Source organism: Catenibacterium sp. AM22-6LB, assembly GCF_003435615.1.
Taxonomy (GTDB): Bacteria; Bacillota_I; Bacilli_A; order Erysipelotrichales; family Coprobacillaceae; genus Catenibacterium; species Catenibacterium mitsuoka_A.
Genome location: NZ_QTUM01000026.1, coordinates 1 through 19,611 on the forward strand (window position 1 = coordinate 1; position 19,611 = coordinate 19,611).

Annotated in this window: 18 protein-coding genes and 1 riboswitch; of the genes, 3 read left to right on the forward strand and 15 right to left on the reverse strand. The window is 34.6% G+C overall.

Annotated elements, in window-relative coordinates; translation table 11 throughout:
- Nucleotides 1–37: 37 nt before the first annotated feature.
- The 3 genes from DW269_RS06960 to DW269_RS06970 form a co-directional block, all read right to left on the reverse strand.
- The gene (locus DW269_RS06960) at nt 38–346 is read right to left on the reverse strand and encodes a nucleoside triphosphate pyrophosphohydrolase family protein (RefSeq protein WP_117459123.1); all 309 of its coding nucleotides are present in this window, start codon (nt 344–346) and stop codon (nt 38–40) included.
- An 81-nt stretch (nt 347–427) separates the two neighbouring features.
- Nucleotides 428–1,429 carry a GGGtGRT protein gene (locus DW269_RS06965; RefSeq protein ID WP_006505049.1) on the reverse strand — a complete coding sequence of 334 codons (1,002 nt, stop codon included), beginning with the start codon at nt 1,427–1,429 and terminating at the stop codon, nt 428–430.
- A gap of 15 nt (nt 1,430–1,444) precedes the next feature.
- Nucleotides 1,445–2,137, reverse strand: a complete 693-nt coding sequence (locus DW269_RS06970) for an iron-sulfur cluster assembly scaffold protein (protein ID WP_006505048.1) — start codon at nt 2,135–2,137, stop codon at nt 1,445–1,447.
- Between the two features lie 301 nt (nt 2,138–2,438).
- On the opposite strand from DW269_RS06970, the gene DW269_RS06975 reads away from it, so the two are divergent.
- Entirely contained in the window at nt 2,439–3,395 is a 957-nt protein-coding gene (locus DW269_RS06975; RefSeq protein WP_158546330.1) for an N-acetylmuramoyl-L-alanine amidase family protein, read from the forward strand.
- Nucleotides 3,396–3,427: 32 nt separating this feature from the next.
- On the opposite strand, the gene DW269_RS06980 is transcribed toward DW269_RS06975, so the two are convergent.
- The 11 genes from DW269_RS06980 to DW269_RS07030 all read right to left on the reverse strand — a co-directional run bounded on the left by DW269_RS06980 (nt 3,428) and on the right by DW269_RS07030 (nt 17,586).
- Nucleotides 3,428–3,835, reverse strand: coding sequence for an Hsp20/alpha crystallin family protein (locus DW269_RS06980; RefSeq protein WP_117459125.1), 408 nt, complete (start codon nt 3,833–3,835; stop codon nt 3,428–3,430).
- Between the two features lie 56 nt (nt 3,836–3,891).
- Nucleotides 3,892–4,299 carry an Hsp20/alpha crystallin family protein gene (locus DW269_RS06985; RefSeq protein WP_117459125.1) on the reverse strand — a complete coding sequence of 136 codons (408 nt, stop codon included), beginning with the start codon at nt 4,297–4,299 and terminating at the stop codon, nt 3,892–3,894.
- A 52-nt stretch (nt 4,300–4,351) separates the two neighbouring features.
- Nucleotides 4,352–4,744 (reverse strand): Hsp20/alpha crystallin family protein, encoded by a 393-nt coding sequence (locus tag DW269_RS06990; RefSeq protein WP_117459126.1) that lies wholly within the window; start codon nt 4,742–4,744, stop codon nt 4,352–4,354.
- Between the two features lie 151 nt (nt 4,745–4,895).
- Complete coding sequence (locus tag DW269_RS06995) at nt 4,896–6,242, reverse strand: glycoside hydrolase family 32 protein (protein ID WP_117459127.1); 1,347 nt, start codon at nt 6,240–6,242, stop codon at nt 4,896–4,898.
- A gap of 10 nt (nt 6,243–6,252) precedes the next feature.
- Nucleotides 6,253–8,115 carry a sucrose-specific PTS transporter subunit IIBC gene (locus DW269_RS07000; RefSeq protein WP_117459128.1) on the reverse strand — a complete coding sequence of 621 codons (1,863 nt, stop codon included), beginning with the start codon at nt 8,113–8,115 and terminating at the stop codon, nt 6,253–6,255.
- A 111-nt stretch (nt 8,116–8,226) separates the two neighbouring features.
- Nucleotides 8,227–9,207, reverse strand: coding sequence for a LacI family DNA-binding transcriptional regulator (locus DW269_RS07005; protein ID WP_117459129.1), 981 nt, complete (start codon nt 9,205–9,207; stop codon nt 8,227–8,229).
- A 1-nt stretch (nt 9,208) separates the two neighbouring features.
- Entirely contained in the window at nt 9,209–12,415 is a 3,207-nt protein-coding gene (locus DW269_RS07010; protein WP_117459130.1) for a DEAD/DEAH box helicase, read from the reverse strand.
- 64 nt (nt 12,416–12,479) lie between these two features.
- A complete protein-coding gene (murB, locus tag DW269_RS07015; protein WP_158546331.1) occupies nt 12,480–13,475 on the reverse strand; it encodes a UDP-N-acetylmuramate dehydrogenase in 996 nt (331 codons plus the stop codon).
- A 38-nt stretch (nt 13,476–13,513) separates the two neighbouring features.
- Nucleotides 13,514–14,692, reverse strand: coding sequence for a phosphoribosylaminoimidazolecarboxamide formyltransferase (locus DW269_RS07020; RefSeq protein ID WP_117459132.1), 1,179 nt, complete (start codon nt 14,690–14,692; stop codon nt 13,514–13,516).
- Nucleotides 14,693–14,730: 38 nt separating this feature from the next.
- Nucleotides 14,731–14,816, reverse strand: a riboswitch (ZMP/ZTP riboswitch).
- Between the two features lie 837 nt (nt 14,817–15,653).
- Nucleotides 15,654–17,384 (reverse strand): ABC-F family ATP-binding cassette domain-containing protein, encoded by a 1,731-nt coding sequence (locus DW269_RS07025; RefSeq protein WP_117459133.1) that lies wholly within the window; start codon nt 17,382–17,384, stop codon nt 15,654–15,656.
- A 10-nt stretch (nt 17,385–17,394) separates the two neighbouring features.
- Nucleotides 17,395–17,586 carry a hypothetical protein gene (locus DW269_RS07030; protein ID WP_117459134.1) on the reverse strand — a complete coding sequence of 64 codons (192 nt, stop codon included), beginning with the start codon at nt 17,584–17,586 and terminating at the stop codon, nt 17,395–17,397.
- A 151-nt stretch (nt 17,587–17,737) separates the two neighbouring features.
- On the opposite strand from DW269_RS07030, the gene DW269_RS07035 reads away from it, so the two are divergent.
- The gene (locus DW269_RS07035) at nt 17,738–18,574 is read left to right on the forward strand and encodes a DMT family transporter (RefSeq protein WP_158546332.1); all 837 of its coding nucleotides are present in this window, start codon (nt 17,738–17,740) and stop codon (nt 18,572–18,574) included.
- A 27-nt stretch (nt 18,575–18,601) separates the two neighbouring features.
- Here DW269_RS07035 and DW269_RS07040 read toward each other — a convergent pair whose 3' ends face one another.
- On the reverse strand, nt 18,602–19,009 hold the full coding sequence (locus tag DW269_RS07040) for an Rrf2 family transcriptional regulator (protein WP_158546333.1): 408 nt from the start codon (nt 19,007–19,009) through the stop codon (nt 18,602–18,604).
- A gap of 230 nt (nt 19,010–19,239) precedes the next feature.
- Between DW269_RS07040 and DW269_RS07045 the strand changes: the two genes are divergently transcribed.
- On the forward strand, nt 19,240–19,608 hold the full coding sequence (locus tag DW269_RS07045) for a desulfoferrodoxin family protein (protein ID WP_117459137.1): 369 nt from the start codon (nt 19,240–19,242) through the stop codon (nt 19,606–19,608).
- The last annotated feature ends 3 nt before the right edge of the window (nt 19,609–19,611 follow it).

The following is a 19,611-nucleotide window of genomic DNA, read 5'->3' on the forward strand; positions in this document are numbered from 1 at the left end:
CTTGCCCGGTGGTGTGAGAGGACGAAAATAATTTTAATTATTTTCTCCTACTCGATTGTCTGTTGATAGAAGCACTTGTATTAAATCCATCAGGATATCTTTTATGTAGTTTATCAAGATTACCCTCTAGAATAGTATCTAAAGGAACATCTAATGCAGTCGCTGCTTCGGCAAGATACCAGGCTATATCACCTAATTCTTTAATAAGATGATTTTTGTCTAGATCATGTCCTTGCATCAACCACTTCTTAACAATATCTATTGCTTCTCCTGATTCTCCACATAATCCCATAACACTATTAATAAGTATGTCTTTCTTATTCAGTTCGGGATTCAGTGTTCTCATTGCTTCTTTTTGATAATTATTAATATTCGTTGTAGTAAAGAAAAAGCCCTGAATAAATCAGGACTTTAAGTGTTGAATTAATTATTTGCTAGCTTCTTCGATAGCAACTGCAACTGCAACAGTAGCACCTACCATTGGGTTGTTACCCATACCGATTAAGCCCATCATTTCAACGTGAGCTGGTACTGATGAAGAACCTGCGAACTGAGCATCACTATGCATACGACCCATAGTATCAGTCATACCATATGAAGCTGGTCCTGCAGCCATGTTATCTGGATGTAATGTACGACCAGTTCCTCCTCCTGAAGCAACTGAGAAGTATTTCTTACCCTGTTCGATACATTCTTTCTTATATGTACCTGCAACTGGATGCTGGAAACGAGTTGGGTTAGTAGAGTTACCAGTGATTGATACATCTACACCTTCCTTATGCATGATAGCTACACCTTCACGTACGTCATCTGCACCATAGCAGTTAACCTTAGCTCTGTCACCATCTGAATAAGCAGTTCTAGATAATTCTTTAACCTCACCTGTGAAATAATCGAACTGAGTTTCAACATATGTGAAACCATTGATTCTTGAGATGATCTTAGCAGCATCTTTACCTAAACCATTTAAGATAACTCTTAAAGGATGCTTACGAACTTTGTTAGCGTTTAATGCGATCTTGATTGCACCTTCAGCAGCTGCGAATGATTCATGACCAGCTAAGAAAGCGAAACACTGAGTTTCTTCATCAAGAAGTCTTGAACCTAAGTTACCATGACCTAAACCTACTTTACGATCATCAGCAACTGATCCAGGAATACAGAATGACTGTAAACCAATACCGATTGTCTTAGCAGCATCAGCAGCCTTAACGTCACCTTTCTTGATTGCGATTGCAGCACCTACAGTGTAAGCCCAGCAAGCATTTTCGAAGCAGATAGGCTGAGTAGATTTAACGATGTTATAAACATCAATACCTTTATCATCACAGATCTTCTTAGCTTCTTCGATATCTTTGATACCATATTCGTTTAAAGTTTTATTGATCTGGTTGATTCTTCTTTCATAACCTTCAAATGTAATAGCCATTGTTCTACCTCCTAATTATTCCTTTCTTGGATCGATGTACTTAGCAGCATCAGCAAAACGTCCATAAGAACCTGTTGCTTTCTTAACAGCTTCATTAGCATCTTCTCCAGCTTTGATCATGTCCATCATTCTTCCAAGATTTACGAATTCGTAACCGATGATCTGGTCATCATTATCTAAAGCAACTCTAGTAATGTAACCTTCAGTTAATTCGAGGTAACGAGGACCTTTCTTCTTAGTAGCATAAGATGTACCTACCATTGATCTTAAACCTTTACCTAAGTCTTCAAGACCAGCACCTACTACTAAACCACCTTCTGAGAAAGCAGACTGAGAACGTCCATAAACGATCTGTAAGAATAATTCTCTCATTGCAGTGTTGATAGCATCACAAACTAAGTCAGTGTTTAATGCTTCAAGTAAAGTTCTACCAACTAAAGCTTCAGCTGCCATAGCTGCAGAATGAGTCATACCTGAACATCCGATAGTTTCGATAAGTGCTTCTTCAATGATACCTTCCTTAACATTTAAAGAAAGTTTACAAGCACCCTGCTGTGGAGCACACCATCCGATACCATGAGTGTAAGCAGAAATATCCTTGATTTCTTTAGAATAAACCCATTTGCCTTCTTCAGGAATTGGGGCACAACCATGATTGCCGCCCTGTTTAACGCAATACATTTCTTCAACTTCTTTTGAATAAATCATTTTTTTACTCCTTTCATTACTAAATGACTGTTGATTCAAGGTGAGGGTTATCACCTGTCAAAATTATATGACACCATGCTTTTAAAGTCAATGAAACTCAAGAAAACAGCATGTAAAAAATAGTATAAAAAGGGCTTAAAATAGCGTTTTTTAGGCTTATAAAGGTCTTGTGAAAAAATAAGCGTTTTCATTTTTGCATCAATGAAAATTACAGTATGTTAATGGATTGGTTAAGTTAAAAAATTATTCATAATCTTATATTAGTATTATAATGACAATGCAATGGAAGAAGGAAATAACTATGAAACATCAAAAGCTGACAATAAAACAGAAGAGAATACTGAAGAATATATTGGTTGTAGTATTACTTATTATTAGTTTTCCTAGCTATACACCAACACAAGTCATTATTAAAAGTGATCATATATTAATAAGTAACCATCTCTTATCTAGACCAATAGAATGTAGTAGTTTTGATGGACTGACTTATACAGGGCTAGATGGTAAGAAATATAGTCATAAAAACTATGTAGGTGTACAGCCTCTTACAATCTCTAATACAATTACATTTAGTACTTCTAAGACGCTGTATAGTGCACCATTCTCTTACTATGCCACTTCTAATACTGTTCCTGCAGGAAGTTATCATGTCACAAAAGAAGCAGGACGTTATATGTATATAGAAGGGAAGGGGTGGGTTTCTTCTCAATATGTGAGTATAGATGTCAATAATTCTATAGAGAATACAACTGGGATACCTCTCTACAAAGATTATATGATTCCTGAAACAAGTAGTCATCGTACTCATTATGCAATGAGACCACTGTATATTACGATTCATACAACAGATAATACAAGTAAAGGAGCCGATGCTTTGAGTCATGCTAAACTTCAATATACAGGTAATGTACGTTCTGCTTCCTGGCATTATACTGTGGATGACCACAGTATCTACCAATCATTACCACTTAACCAGCAGGCAGGACATGCAGGAGATGGTGTCATGCCAGGTAATAGTGCATCTATTGCGATAGAAATATGTGTCAATTCAGATGGCCATTTATATATTGCAGAAAAAAATGCAGCCAAACTTGCTGCTGCATTATTAAAACAATATAACCTCAGTGTAGATCAACTCCGTATGCATCATGATTGGTCAGGGAAAGAGTGCCCTAGACCAATGATAGAAGGGCAGTTTGGATCAATGAACTGGGAGAGTTTCAAGAAACAAGTTTATAACTACATGCGTACAGTATAAAAAAAGAAAGCTCACGCTTCCTTTTTTAATGCCTATTCAATCATGATAGGTTTCTTTTCTTCAATCTTTTCAGGCTCAGTCTTAGGGAAAGTGATCATCAATTCACCATTCTCAAACTTAGCAGTGAAGTCTTCTTCTTTATAGCCCTCACCAACATAGAACTTTCTTGAACAGCTGCCTGTATAACGTTCACTTCTGATAACCTTACCGTTCTTATCTTTTTCTTCCTTATCCTGATTAGTATTTGCAGAAACTGTTAAATAACCATCAGTCAAGTCTAGAGAAATATCTTCTTTCTTATATCCAGGAAGAGCAATATTCATTTCATAGTTGTTGTCTACTTCCTTAATATCACACTGCATTGCATTAGTTGATGGACTCATCCAGCCATCATCAAACATATCATCAAACACATCATAAAAACCAGGTAAAAATCTCATAAATAACATCTCCTTTATCAAATTTAAACATGGGATTCTTCGTCTCGTGTTATGAACTATTCAATCATAATAGGTTTCTTTTCTTCAATCTTTTCAGGTTCAGTCTTAGGGAAAGTGATCATTAATTCACCATTCTCAAACTTAGCAGTGAAGTCTTCTTCTTTATAACCCTCACCAACATAGAACTTTCTTGAACAGCTGCCTGTATAACGTTCACTTCTGATAACCTTACCGTTCTTATCTTTTTCTTCCTTATCCTGATTAGTATTTGCAGAAACTGTTAAATAACCATCAGTCAAGTCTAGAGAAATATCTTCTTTCTTATATCCAGGAAGAGCAATATTCATTTCATAGTTGTTGTCTACTTCCTTAATATCACACTGCATTGCATTAGTTGATGGACTCATCCAGCCATCATCAAACATATCATCAAACACATCATAAAAACCAGGTAAAAATCTCATAAATAACATCTCCTTTATCAAATTTAAACATGGGATTCTTCGTCTCGTGTTATTAGTAGATTGTAATTGATTTCTTTTCTATTCTCTTTGGAGCTTCCTTAGGAACTGAAATCATTAATTCACCATTATCAAACTTAGCCTTGATATCTTCTTCAGTAAATTCTTCACCTACATAGAAGCTTCTAGAACAGTTACCACTATATCTTTCACGTCTTACAATACGTCCTGTAGTTTCTTCTTTCTTAGCAGATGCTGATACTTTTAAGTAGCCATTCTTAAGTTCCAAAGCAATATCTTCTTTCTTATATCCAGGAAGAGCAATATTCATTTCATAAGTATTTTCTGTTTCACGAATATCACATAACATTGTATTTGCTTTTGTAGTATTGACTCCTGAATCAAATAAATCATCAAATACATCACTAAAATTTGGATAATATCTCATATTTGTTCGCCTCTCTCAACGTTTTTCTTATTTCTTAGTAACCTCTCTATCGATTACAACTATTATTATAGCCACTCATTTAGCAAAGTCAACACTTGAGTGCTAAAAATTAGCACTTTCTTTAATAAAGTGCTAAAAGAAAAGAACCCGCCTATTTGGCAGGTTCTAAGTCAATAGCTTTTAATTGATAAGCAGTCATATCAATTTCTATATTACTTATAATTTCAATAGTATCTGAATTGTTGTAAATACGTGTAGTAAAGGCATAAGCACCATCATTGATGAATAGCTCTAAAGAAGATGTGTCGCTAAACAAAGTCATATTATTCATTTTAGGAATTTTAATGTGTTTCACACCACGACCCGAACCGCTTTTATTCATATCGATAGTGAGAAGACCATCTTCATAATTCATATTTACACCTCTTAAATGAAGTTTGAATGACTGAGGGAGATCAGTTATATGGCATTCAAAACAAGACGTATTCATTGTGAGAGATGTTCCCTGTACTTCTTTCTTCTCTTCTCTTAAAGACTTATATTCTTCAATAGGGAACTGATAGAGTCTACCTTCATGTTCAGTAATCTCTCTAAAGAGAGTGAAGGCATGCTGACGTCCTTCTTCTACGGTAGGATTTGTATAATCAATATCAGGAAGCCCCATCCAGCCTGCCATGATCATACGACCTTTTTCATCTTTGAAGAACTGCTGGGCATAGATATCAAACCCATGATCAAACTCGATAAAGTCCTCCAAAACGCAATCCTTCTCTAAATCTGTTGTAAGAGGAAAGTATCCATTCTGATAAATAGCTTCATAATCATAGTTATGGCTTTCTAGTCCCTGAGGACAACAGAATAAGAACTTCTTCTTTTCAAAACTTAAATAATTCGGACACTCCCACATATAACCAAAAGGTTTATGGTAGTCAACAGTCTTCATGTAATCCCACTTCTTTAAATCTTTTGATGAATATAAGATTACACAACCATGTGAATCAAGGGTTCTTGCTCCTAGAACCATATAATACATACCATCATTTTCATAAACGTAGGGATCTCTTACATGACAAGACATGTTTTGAGGATAATCCTTGTTGTAAAGCACAACTTCCTTATGATCTAATACAAGCCCATCTTGTGAATCAACTATCATCACATTATGTTCTCTACCTGCATTAATATAATCATAATCACCAGGCAGCTTTACATTACCAGTATAGAAATAACGTAATAATCCATGGTCATTGAAGCAGCACCCAGAATAAGCACCACCCTGATCATGAGGATGATCAGGAGAGAGGGCAATCCCCTCATCCTGATAGTGAAGGAAATCTTTAGTAGTGAATTGTTTCCAATACTTTAATCCACCTTCAGGTTCGTAAGAATACTGATAATAGATATGATATTTTCCATCTTTTTCTACAAGCCCATTAGGATCGTTCATCCATCCAGATACAGGTTCTAGATGATACTTTAGTTTGTACATTTCCTTCATAAAAATCTCCTTATGCAGCCTTAACTTCTACAACTGGATTCGCTATTTCTACAACATCTGTTTTAGCATCAACAGCACCGCTCTTAATTAAGTTCGCTACTTTGCCATTTGTAATAATTACTGCAGTTGCAGTTTCTTTACCAGCTGCTTCAATAGCCTTTAAATCAACATCAACGAGTAGCTGACCTTTCTTTACTTTGTCACCTTTTTTAACGTGCATAGTGAAAGGTTCACCATTTAATTCAACAGTATCTAAACCAATATGTACAAGAATTTCTGTACCATCATTTGTCATTAAACCAAATGCATGCTTAGTAGGGAAAGTCATAGTCACTTCAGCATTCGCTGGTGCATAGAACTTACCATCTTCTGGGAATACTACGAAACCATCACCCATAGCTTTAGAAGCAAATGTTGGATCAGGACATTCAGTGATAGAAGCGACTGTACCTTTCATAGGTGCAGCTAAGCTTTCTTTACTTTCTACATTTCTCTTATGTAGGATACAAGTTACTACAAATGCGACAACGATAGATAAAGCCATACCAATACCATAGTTACCCCAGCTTTCTGGTGGAATAGAAAGGAAACCAGGAATACCAGCAGTACCTACAGCACTTGCAAGAGTCTTAGTGCCTGCAATCCAAGCTGAACCAACAGCAGAACCACAGATAGCACCAATGAATGGATATTTAAGTTTTAAGTTAACACCGAACATTGCAGGTTCAGTAATACCAAGTAATGCTGAAATACCAGATGCACTACATAGTGATTTCTGTTTAGGATCTTTAGATAAGAAGAACACAGCTAATACTGCAGCACCCTGAGCAACGTTACTCATTGCTGCGATAGGGAAGATGAATGTTCTATGTGCTGCACTTGCAAGCAACTGTGTTTCGATTGCGATAAAGCTCTGATGCATACCAGTAATAACGATAGGTGCATATAAGAAACCAAAGATTGCACCACCAACAGGGCCTAATGAGAAATATAACCACTGTAATCCATCTGCAAGTACATTACCTGCTTCTCTTAATGCAGGACCAACAGCTAAGAATGTAATAAATCCAGTAATTAATACTGACAATAATGGTGTCGTTAAGTTATCTAACCAAGAAGGTGTGATTTTATGTAACTTAGTTTCTAACTTTGCAATTACCCAAGATGTAAATAAGATAGGAAGAACTGTTCCTTGATAACCTACTGCAGCAACCTTTAAACCAAATAGGTTCCAGAAAGGTGTTGCTACTTTACCATAGTTGTAACAGTTTAATAAATCTGGATGTACCATGATCATACCCATGACAGCACCAAGATATGGGTTACCACCAAATTTCTTAGTAGCACTAAATCCAACGAGAATTGGAAGGAATGTGAATGCTGCATTAGAGAATAAGTTGATGATTGTCGCAAAGTCTTTCCACATTGGATAAGCTTCAATCAAACTCTTATTCGCAAAGAATAATCCCTGTGCAGTTAATACGTTATTGATCCCCATCAATAAACCACCAGCAACGATGGCTGGAACGATAGGTACGAAGATATCACTTAGTGTCTTAACAGCACGGCTGATTAGATTTCCCTTCTTTTCTACAATCTCTTCATCAGCCTGATCTTGAGAGTCCATACCTAATTCTTTTAATACTTCATCTGTGACAAGGTTCACAGTACCACTTCCGAAGATGATCTGGAACTGTTCCTGGACAAGGAATGTTCCCTTAACTCCATCTACAGATTCTAAAGCTTTTTCATCTGCCAATGATGGATCCTTCAACATCAATCTTAAACGTGTAGCACAATGAAATGCCTTTTTGATGTTCTTAGGTCCACCAACATGGGAGATGACTTCTTTTGCGACTTTATTGTAGTCCATTGAAATTTCCTCCTTTATCGGTATGTTACCGATTCCACATCTGTATCATATATCAAGCACAAGCACTTGTCAACAAAAATATGAAACCGATACCACATTTTAAAAAAAGCATCAGATACTTCTGACGCTTTCTCCTTCTATAAATGTGAAGTCAATAAGTGTAGCACGTTCGACTTCTTTTTCTTCTATCATATCAAGAATAATCTGTCCAGCCGTCTGACCAGCATGGGCATAATGGAACTTAATAGTTGTAAGAGCAGGGGACATTACAGTAGAAGTCCAATAACCACCAAATCCAGTTACTGAAACGTCCTCAGGAATACGTAAACCGTGATCTTTTAGAACTTTCATACATCCCATCGCAATTGTATCTGTTGCACAGATGATGGCAGTAGGGCATGTATGATTCTTTAAGTAATCATTGAGTTTATCTATTGTCTTTTCAGCAGAGAAGTCTGTTTCTAGAAAATGAGGATGTACATTCTGTAAGCCATCATAAACACCTTGTCTACGAATGACTCCTACAGCCACATCTTTTCTACTTACTCCTGCATATACAACATTCTTATGACCATTAGAATAAATATACTCACCTATCTTATAGCCTGCTTCATAATCATTGTTAATAACACTCACACCATCATCATAGGCCTGCGCCATAAACACAATAGGAACAGAACTCTTAGAGGCAATATCTCTATGTGCCATTGTGATAGAAGTGGCAAGAAGAATAATACCATCCACTCTTAATTGTGTAAGTTTAGTAATGGACTTGATTTCATCGAGTTCATCATGATTTGTGTTAATGATGATTGTCGTATAATGATGCTTCTTTAAGAACTGATCAATATTCATCATCATACGACTAGAAGCATATGAAGTAAGAGTAGGGCATACAATACCCACAGTATGTGTCTTGTTGGCTTTTAAATTCGCAGCAAGCACATTAGGCTCATAATCATACTCTTTTACAATCTTCTCTATCTTCTGACGTGTTTCTTCTTTTACATAGCCACCATTAAAATAACGAGAAACAGTTGTCTTAGACACACCTGCAACTTTCGCAATATCGGCCATAGTCATCTTCTTCATGTTAATCCTCACTAAATAAACTCATGATTTCTTCACCGCTCATAGTCGTAATAGAACCACTATTACCTTCCACAAAACGATCAGCTAAATCCTTCTTAGCTGCCTGTAATGTCTGAATCTTTTCTTCAATAGAATCAGCCATAATCAACTTATATACAAATACTTTATTCTTCTGTCCAATACGATATGCTCTATCAGTTGCCTGATTTTGTGCAGACATATTCCACCAAGGGTCAAAGTGAATAACACCTTCTGCTGCAGTGAGGTTTAAACCAGTACCACCAGCCTTTAAACTAATTAAGAAGACTGTTGTATCATCATTCTGATAAGCATCTACTAAACCTTTACGATCTGCTTTATCAGTATCACCAGTCAACATATAATAAGATGTCTTACTCTTATCTAATTCTTTAGCAAGAAGATTCAGTAAGCTCTTAAATGATGAGAATACAATAATCTTCTTGTTATTGTCTTTATATGTCTGAATAATATTTAAACATGCTTCCATCTTAGAGGACATATGTTTTACATCATCAAAGACAATACGAGGTTCACAACAGATCTGTCTTAACTTTGTTAACATTGCAAGAATCTGAATACGGTCTTTAGAACCATCCAATGTCTTTAATAACTGATTGGCCTGTGCTAAATGAGCTAAATAGAGCTTCTTTTCATCTTCGCTGAAGTCTACAAGTACGGTATTTTCAATCTTATCAGGTAAATCTTTTAATACTTCATTCTTAGTACGTCTTAATACAAAAGGTGAGATCATCTTCTGTAATTGTGTCTGAACCTCTTCATCATGATCCTTTACAATAGGTGCCTCATAATGAGATTTAAAATAACGATAGTTATATAAATAGTCTTTATTTAAGAAATCAAAGATGGACCATAATTCGGCAAGTGAGTTTTCAATAGGTGTACCAGTTAACGCATAACGCTGTTTACCTTCTAATGACTTAACTGCAATCGCATTCTTAGTCTTCTGATTCTTGATATACTGTGCTTCATCCAATACAATAAAATCAAATACAATATCCTTATATTGTTCATAATCCTTACGAATATAATCATAAGAAGTAATCATCACATCAAACTGCTTATAACTTTTAATAATCTCTTTACGTTCCTTTGCACTTCCCATTACACAAGTCACCTTTAAATGAGAAGAGAACTTATTAAACTCATCCAACCAGTTTAAAATCAATGAAGCAGGACAAATAATAATAGAAAAGTGATGTTCATTACTTTCTAATAAACTCATAATCTGGATAGTTTTACCTAAACCCATATCATCTGCAAGAATACCACCAAAATGTAGATCATTCATAGTAGAAAGCCATTGGAAACCTTCTTTCTGATAATCTCTTAAGATGGCATCATAGCGTTCATTTAATTCATGTTTATGATGTGTATAGTTCTTTAAATGATCCAATACATTCTTAAATGATTCTTCACGATTGACCTGTACATACTGGAAATCCTGTGTTGCTAAGTCCATTTGACAAGCTCTATTTAGATTTAAATCAATTGTACCGTCTTCAGAAATATCTTTAGGTAGAATATGATACTGATCCATCATATTGCCTAACTCATCTAATTCATGTGTATCAATATATAATAACTGACCATTCTTTAAACGATGATAACGTTTCTTTTTCTTATGACTTGCAATAATATCAGCTAATTCTTCTCTAGGCACATCTAAAGAATCTAAGTCCATTTCTAATAGATTATGAGAGACCTTGATACCAACAGATAAGTTCATAGACTTCTTAGAACCAATCGCTTGTAAAGAATCAGATACATAAACATCTGTAATCTTATTAAGATGTCCTAAACCATCATGAATCATATCTATTGTTTCATCACGATGTGTATCAAAACGCATAGGTCCTGACATATCATCAGGATTATATTTCTCTAAGAAATTAATAATGAGGTCTGCTTTTAAAGAATGAGGTACATCTTCTTTAAGAAGATCATGTTTTCCATCCTCATATGTTCCAATTAAGCTAACTAAAGCATATTCATCTTCATCTACATCTGCATAGATTTCTAGATGTGATTCCTCTTGGATTGTATCCTCTAAGCCTACATACTCAATATATTTTTTTGTAGGAGAAATAATATAACGAGTAAAGTTTTCTAACTGTTCATGTGCTACATAAAGACGCTGTAATGTATCAAAACGATTCAATAACTCAATAGTAACACCCTGTTTATCAAAAGGATAACGAGTGATAGTAAAATCTGAAGGTGTATATTGATATAAACATCTTTTACCAGCAAAATAAGGTGCTATATTTGTTTCTAGTTCTAGAATTGTATCATGTTTATCCTTAGTTACTGATACCACAGGATGTAATTCATCTTCTATACATTTAAAATTATGTAAAGATGCAGGAATAGTTGTAAGTAACTCCCATAAAGCATCAATATTCTCATTATCAATGAATAACGTATTATTATTAGCAAGATGAGAATGATAGAATCTCAGAATGAATTGGTAAATCTTTTTAGATGGTTCATCTAGAATATCAGGATTATGAACAAAAGATAAAGTCTTTCCATAAGCATGATATTCATTATTCTGCATCTGTGTTACAAAGTTAGGAATACTCTTTACAATATAATCTCTTGCACGTCCTATCTTAAATGTGATATTAAAATTCCATCCATCTGCACGAAGCAGCTTTAAATGAACGGGTGTAGAACTTACAGGTGTAAACTGATTGACTAACTGATTTTTAACATAATCAGTAAGTGCATTGGTTTCCTTTTCTCTTTCCATTCTTCTAAATTCAGCCATCTGTTGTTCCCATAAAAGACGTTCTCTCATAGCACTTTTCTTTTCTTCCTGTGCACGCTTTTCTAAATCAACAGCATAACGATAAGGGAATGTATTGGGAGATAACTCCTGAACCTTTAAAATAAGAGCTCCTATATGTCCACAGGCTGTATATTCATCAGCATATATACAATTACAGTCTGTTGATACTATTTTAGAATTGGGATTCACAAGAACACGGGGAAGATAGATATTACCATTAATCATAACTTTACCAGATATATGATAATAACCACGATTATCTATAGTGATAGAAACATTTACAACATAGTCTCTTCGATAATATTCTCGTGCAATATCACGGTTACGTGCTCTAGATACAACACGTTCGAATTCATTGTCAGTGATAAATAACATAGCAATTCCTCCTAATCTAACTAATTATATCATAAGAAAGAACACAAAAAAACTGGAATAAATCTTATTCCAGTTCAACAGGTTCCTGTTTTAGAGTTAGACCATATTTCTTTTCAATAATAGAAACAATTTCTTCTCTTGCCTGTTTTAAGTGAGCATAGCTTTGTGCACTTTCATTAATTAAGATCAGTGCAGCTTTTTCTGATACACGCATGCCATAAAATGATTTACCCTTTAATCCAGCATGGTCTATTAACCACCCAGAAGGGACTTTATTACCTTTCCAGACAGGAACATTCATACTTCTTAAACGTTCTGCTTCCTGATCATCTAAATAAACATTCTTAAAAAATGATCCAGAACTAGCCATTTCTTCTGGTTTAGGTAACTTAGACCAGCGTATTTCAGTAACCATCTCTCTAATAGACTTAGGAGAAAAATCAGTAATCTGATGTTCTTCTACATAACTCTGTAAAGAAGTATAGAAAGGAGGAGTAAGTCTATCATGACTTAAATGAATTCTCATAGAGATAATCAAATAACGTCCAGCATCTTTACCCTGATTAAAGATGCTTTGTCTATAACCTAGATTCATATCTTCTTTCTTAATAGTGACATACTTTTCTTCCTTTAAATCATAAGCATGTACAGACTCTAATACCTGTTCTATTTCCTGACCATAAGCACCTACATTTTGGACAGGTGCAGCACCGACAGTACCAGGAATAGCACTTAATGCTTCAATACCAGATAAATTCTTTTCTGTAGTAAAAGCAACTAAATCATCAAGTAGTTCTCCACCCATTGCATCAATCGTCAATTCATCAATAAAACGTATACCTTTAATACGGTTTAAAAGAATAACCCCCTTGAAACCTTCATCTTTTCCAATTACATTACTTCCTGTACCTAGAATAAATACAGGTAATTGATGTTCTTTTGCAAATAAGTAAGCTTTTTCTACATCTTCTACGGTCTCTAATTCAATCACATAACGCGCTAGACCGCCTAGGCGCATTGTAGTGAGTTCTTTAATTTTTACATTCTCATTTATTTTCATAAAGTGCATTATAACACAGTTACAACAAAAGTAGAGGATTAATGATGGAATAATCTTTGATGAGTAAATGCGAGTACCATATCATACTTATCACAAGTATCAATAACATGATCATCACGAATAGAACCACCTGGTTCACCTACATACTTCACACCACTCTTATGAGCACGTTCAATATTATCTCCAAATGGGAAGAATGCATCACTACCTAGTACGACATCTGTATTCTTCTTTAACCATTCTTTCTTTTCTTCTCTAGTGAATACTTCTGGCTTTACTTTGAAATAGTTCTGCCATACATCATCACCTAGCACATCTTCATAATCATCTGATACATATGCATCAATTGTATTATCCTTTTCAGCACGTTTTAAACCATCAGCAAACTGTAGACCTAATACCTTAGGATGCTGACGTAAGAACCATATATCTGCTTTATTACCAGCAAGTCTTGTACAATGAATACGAGATTGCTGACCTGCACCAATACCAATAGCCTGACCATTCTTGACATAACATACAGAATTAGACTGTGTATACTTTAATGTAATCATAGAAAGGATTAAATCATGTAATGCATGTTCAGGGATATCTTTATTTTTAGATACAACATCCTTAAACATTTCTTCATTAATCACACAGTTATTTCTACCTTGCTGGAATGTAATACCAAATACTTGTTTAATTTCTACTGGATTAGGTACATAGTTTGGATCCATCTGTAATACACAATAAGTGCCTCTTCTTTTCTTCTTAAGTATTTCTAAAGCTTCTTTAGTATAGCCAGGGGCAATAATACCATCACTCACTTCACGATTAATAAGTTTAGCAGTCACTTCATCACATATATCAGAAAGAGCACAGAAATCACCATATGAACTCATACGGTCACTACCTCTTGCTTTAATATAGGCATTTGCGATAGGACTTAACACTTCAGCACTTTCCTTTACAAAATACATCTGTCTTTCTACTTCGGTTAAAGGTGTCCCAATAGCCACACCAGCAGGAGATACATGCTTAAAACTTGCAGCACAGCTCATATGAGTTGCTTCCTTTAATTCCTTCACCAACTGCCAGCTATTAAAAGCATCTAATAAGTTGATATAACCAGGTTTACCATTTAAGACAGTAAAAGGAAGTTCTCCTTCCTCCATAAATACCTTAGCAGGTTTCTGATTTGGGTTACAGCCATACTTTAATTCTAATTCTTTCATAGATTCCTCCAAAAAAAGAAGCCGACACATACTCCAGGCTTCTTTGCCCAGACGGTCGGCTTCTTCATTTGATTTATTATACTCCCTGTGGTCAATTCCACTTCCGTCAGTCATATAACTAATGTCATTATAGTAAAAAGAGGCTTATAAAACAAGCATTTTCATTATATAAAAATAGAATGTAAACGCTTGCATGATTGTAATTATTAGGCTATAATTAAGTCAGAAAGAGAGGAGGAAGACCTCCTTAACATATACATTCATCTCAAAGAACTTGGTCAGAAAGGAGAGATTCCAATGGGATACTGTGACTGAGTATCCGTTGAGGATACTCAATTAAATTAGGAAAAACGTATTTATCCACCGATAATGATTTATATGCAATATCAATAATGTATGGTTTATATGAAAGGTGGAAAACGGGAGCTAGTTCCTGAATATAATAATAAGGTACGTTGATCTATATATTGGAAGGCTATAAAAAAGGTTTTCCCATTTATCTATGATGCTGGAAATTGAATCCAAAAGATGTAATCCTAGTATCCAGCAGGAAAGCTATGGTGATGTAAAAGCCATAGCTTTTTCATTTGTGAAAAAATCATCTATTTATCACTGTATTTTCAATTTATGAAAATATGTGTAAACGCTTGCATTTGTGTGGATGATAATGTATGATATAAGCGAAAAGAGAAGACAGAAGATAAAACATTAAATATAAGACATGTTACTTGACTTCCTAGTCTAACGAACCGAAAAGTAAATAAGTAATACGGCAATTATAGTAAGATTCGATCTTATATTCAGTGAGAAATGAAAATTTCTAATAAAATGTTGAATCCATAAAAAGTCTAATAATAAAAAGAACTCAATATCAATATGATGGGTTTGATAAATTATTCAAATGAGTCTAATGCTTCTCCTTATATAGCAAAAGAGGAATCCAGATGGATTCCTCTTTTCGTTAGCTTTCTTCTATTTCTAATAGTTCTAGATAACGTTCATTCTTTTCTTCTAAAGTCTTTTCAACTTCATCACGTTCTTTACTTAATTCATCTAGTTTTTCAAAGTCCTGGGTAGAACCCATTTCTTCATCAATCTCACTTAAACGTGTTTCTAGATTCATAAGGAGATCATCCATACCTTCTAGTTCTTTCTTTTCACTGAAGGTTAATCTTCTTTTTCTATTTTCTTTAGCTTGTTTACGATAATCTTCTTTCTGAGATTCTGTTTCTTTCTTAGTATTAGTGATATCAATAGAAGCACTATAGCCACCATTCACATAATGAATTTCCTGATCCTTAAAGACAAATAAACCATCTACAATACGGTCTAGGAAATAACGGTCATGGGATACAGTAATCACAATACCTTTAAATGTATCTAGATAATCTTCTAATACGTTCAATGTTTCAATATCTAAGTCATTTGTTGGTTCATCTAATAGTAATACATTAGGTGCACCCATTAATACCTTTAATAAGTAGAGTCTTCTTTGTTCACCACCGGATAACTTACCAATTTGTGTGTACTGGGCGTGGTCATCAAATAAGAAACGTTCACACATATTACGAGCACTAAGTGTTCCTTCACTTGTTTCTAGATTATCACTTGTTTCTCTAATATAATCAATAACTCTCATTGTAGGATCATCATAATGGAAATGTTGCTGGAAGTAGGCCATACGGATTGTATCACCAATAATAATCTCACCATCATAATCAGTGATAATACCTGCAATCATATTAAGGAGTGTTGTCTTACCACAGCCATTTTGTCCTAATATACCTATACGGTCAAATCTCTTAAATAAATAAGAAAATGGCTTAAACATCACCTTATCAGGATAACTCTTAGACACATTCACTAACTCAATAGTCTTTTTACCTAAACGACTTGTAGTATCAATTAATTCAACAGTTCCTTTTTCTTGAATCTGTTCAATAGAAGATAATTCTTCAAAACGCTGTAAACGGTCTTTACTCTTGGTAGAACGTGCCTGAACACCTGCTCTGACCCATTCTAATTCTTTCTTTAAGAAGAGGTTTCTTTTTCTTTGTGCCTGTAAAGCATTGTTTTCTCTTTCAGCCTTTAATTCTAGAAAATGAGAATAGTTAGCAACATAAGGGAAAATCTCACCTCTATCTAATTCATAAATCTTATTAGTAATACGTTCTAGGAAGTAACGATCATGAGTGACCATGAGTAATCCTTTAGAACGTTTTATTAAATACTTTTCTAGATATTCAATCATTGGTGTATCTAGATGGTTTGTTGGTTCATCTAGAATAAGTAAATCACATTCTTCTAGTAATACTATTGCAAGAGCTAAACGTTTTTTCTGACCACCAGATAGTGTACTAATCACCTGATCCATATCTTCTAGACCAAAACGTGTTAAAGAAGACTTAATAGAATATTCAGGGACATCCTTAAGAATATGTTTTGCTTCATTAAGAATCGTTTCATTATCTCTAAATACAGGATTCTGAGATAAGTATGCAATCTTTAGATCCTTCTTATAAGTAATAGCAGGACTGTCATGATGGGCAATCATTTTTAATAAAGTACTCTTACCTGTTCCATTGACACCAACTAAGGCAATCTTATCTGTATCCTCTACAATCATATTCAAGTTCTTATACAACTGTCTCTCACCAATCGCATAAGATAGATTCTGTATATTAATTAACATTCACTCACCTCTATAATAGAGAGTGGAAGAAATCATCCACTTCTTGTTTTCTCTTCCTTGTTTCTTCAGGTAAAACATGGAAACAATCATCTAACACATCATTTTCTTGTGCATTCAGATTTCTCTTTAAAATGGTTTCACCTGTCTTTAAGTTTTCTAGATGATAATACCCTTTTTCATCAATTCTTTCAACAACCCACATGAAATCATCTCCCTCTTTGTTTTCCTCATTATAGCATGCTATAATGGGGAAAAGGAGTGTGAACTTTTATGAATAATATTCTTTTATTTGGTTTATGTGTTGTTGTGCCGGTACTTATTCCTTTAATCATCGCATTATTAGTGGCTGTATTATGGAAAATAAAATAAGTACAAAAGGTGTGTTCTTCCTGCTGATGACAGCATTCTGCTGGTCACTTGCAGGTTTATTTATACGTGCAAGCCACTTAAGTGGGCTGGGATTCTCAATGATGAGTTCTATTGTCGCAATACCTTTGAGTATGATTATTCATCATAAGAAACTGGTATTCAATAAAATGACAGTTACAGTAGGGGTCTTTCAGTTTCTTATGAGCTTGACTTTTATTTATGCCAATAAGCTCACATCAGTGGCCAATGCGATTGTATTACAATACTCATCAACAATCTTTGTATTGATTTATCAATCTATAGATTTACGTAAATTACCGACAAAAAGACAAATGGGGATCATTGCGATTGTCTTTATAGGTATGGCACTATTTTTTGCGGATACTCTTTCCTTTTCACACTTATTAGGAAATATACTCGCAATTACATCAGGAGCCTGCTTTGGAATGCAGTTCTACCTCAACAACAAAGAAGATGCTGAAGCCTTCTCTTCTACAATATTTGCCTATATGTTCTCTCTTACAGTAGGTTTAATTGTCTTTAGAGGACTTCCTGACTTCCATATCACTGATGCCTTTGGTGTATGTGGTTATGGTTTCTTCCCAATGTGTTTAGGTGGTATATTTCTTGCATTAGGTATTTCTTGTACAGAAGCTTTTACAGCCAATCTTATTTGTATGTTAGAAGTCATTTTAGCGCCTCTGTGGGCTTTTATATTCTTCCATGAAACAATATCTGGTATCAGTTTAATTGGTGCAGCAATGGTTGTAGGAGGTATTATCTTAAACTTAATATTAGACTTTAAAAAAGCAGCCATCTAGGCTGCTTCTTTTGATTGTAGACCATTTCTACTTCGATATATTCATAATGTCCTCGATGGTCTTGTCTTTCAACAAATTGTCACACGCTTCATTAAGATCTACAAAAATAGAATCAATGGCTTGTTCTACTTTAGAGTCCTTAATGGCTTCTCTTCCATCTTCTCCATTGTGCCAAGTCACATGGATATAATCATTTGAGACAGATTTCGCGACCTCAGATAAAGTAATATTATCTGCTTCTTTATCAAGACGATATCCTCCATCAACACCTGCTTTAGCCTTAATAAGGCCAGCTTCTCTCAATTTGATCATAACACGTCTTACACGTACTGGATGAGTGCAAATATGCTTTGCAAGTTCATCACTAGAAATAAGGTCTTGGTTTTTACCTAAATAGACGAGAGCGTGGACAGCAATACTAAAATCACTAGTCATATGTATCACCTCCATATAAAACTTCTATTTATATTTCCATTTACATAATAATGCCTTTTGTAAAGATTTACAAGAATATTTTATAAAAAAATCACAAATGACACTTTAAAAAAACCTTTTGTAATCAACGTTTTTACAATTCAATTTTTAAATATTGTAAAAGAAAGCATATCATTAGTAGTCATATTCTAAAAGTGATATGATAGAAGTAGATAAAGGAGGAATTGAATATGAAATTTTATCGTTGTGAACATTGTGGTAACGTTATCACTCATTTTGTAGATTCTGGTGTACCAGTAGTTTGTTGTGGTGAACCTATGAAGGAATTAACACCAAATACAACTGATGCCGCAGTTGAAAAGCATGTTCCTGTAGTGAAAGTAGAAGATAATAAAGTAACAGTATCTGTAGGATCAGTAGAACATCCTATGACTGAAGCACACTACATCACATTAATTGTATTAGAAACTAAGAATGGTACTCAGTTCAAACAGTTAACACCTTCTGACAAGCCTGAAGCTGTATTCTATATTGGTGAAGGTGATGAAGTTGTAGCAGCTTATGACTACTGCAATCTTCATGGTTTATGGAAAGCATAATAA

Excerpts from the sequence above, each read along its gene's own strand:
- DW269_RS06975 (WP_158546330.1), top strand. The coding sequence starts at position 2,439 with ATGAAACATCAAAAGCTGACAATAAAACAGAAGAGAATACTGAAGAAT.
- DW269_RS06970 (WP_006505048.1), bottom strand. The coding sequence starts at position 2,137 with ATGATTTATTCAAAAGAAGTTGAAGAAATGTATTGCGTTAAACAGGGC.
- DW269_RS07045 (WP_117459137.1), top strand. The coding sequence starts at position 19,240 with ATGAAATTTTATCGTTGTGAACATTGTGGTAACGTTATCACTCATTTT.
- murB (WP_158546331.1), bottom strand. The coding sequence starts at position 13,475 with ATGAAAATAAATGAGAATGTAAAAATTAAAGAACTCACTACAATGCGC.
- DW269_RS06960 (WP_117459123.1), bottom strand. The coding sequence starts at position 346 with ATGAGAACACTGAATCCCGAACTGAATAAGAAAGACATACTTATTAAT.
- DW269_RS07005 (WP_117459129.1), bottom strand. The coding sequence starts at position 9,207 with ATGAAGAAGATGACTATGGCCGATATTGCGAAAGTTGCAGGTGTGTCT.
- DW269_RS07040 (WP_158546333.1), bottom strand. The coding sequence starts at position 19,009 with ATGACTAGTGATTTTAGTATTGCTGTCCACGCTCTCGTCTATTTAGGT.
- DW269_RS07000 (WP_117459128.1), bottom strand. The coding sequence starts at position 8,115 with ATGGACTACAATAAAGTCGCAAAAGAAGTCATCTCCCATGTTGGTGGA.
- DW269_RS06985 (WP_117459125.1), bottom strand. The coding sequence starts at position 4,299 with ATGAGATTTTTACCTGGTTTTTATGATGTGTTTGATGATATGTTTGAT.
- DW269_RS06990 (WP_117459126.1), bottom strand. The coding sequence starts at position 4,744 with ATGAGATATTATCCAAATTTTAGTGATGTATTTGATGATTTATTTGAT.
- DW269_RS06980 (WP_117459125.1), bottom strand. The coding sequence starts at position 3,835 with ATGAGATTTTTACCTGGTTTTTATGATGTGTTTGATGATATGTTTGAT.
- DW269_RS07020 (WP_117459132.1), bottom strand. The coding sequence starts at position 14,692 with ATGAAAGAATTAGAATTAAAGTATGGCTGTAACCCAAATCAGAAACCT.
- DW269_RS07025 (WP_117459133.1), bottom strand. The coding sequence starts at position 17,384 with ATGTTAATTAATATACAGAATCTATCTTATGCGATTGGTGAGAGACAG.
- DW269_RS07010 (WP_117459130.1), bottom strand. The coding sequence starts at position 12,415 with ATGTTATTTATCACTGACAATGAATTCGAACGTGTTGTATCTAGAGCA.
- DW269_RS07035 (WP_158546332.1), top strand. The coding sequence starts at position 17,738 with ATGGAAAATAAAATAAGTACAAAAGGTGTGTTCTTCCTGCTGATGACA.
- DW269_RS06995 (WP_117459127.1), bottom strand. The coding sequence starts at position 6,242 with ATGAAGGAAATGTACAAACTAAAGTATCATCTAGAACCTGTATCTGGA.
- DW269_RS06965 (WP_006505049.1), bottom strand. The coding sequence starts at position 1,429 with ATGGCTATTACATTTGAAGGTTATGAAAGAAGAATCAACCAGATCAAT.
- DW269_RS07030 (WP_117459134.1), bottom strand. The coding sequence starts at position 17,586 with ATGTGGGTTGTTGAAAGAATTGATGAAAAAGGGTATTATCATCTAGAA.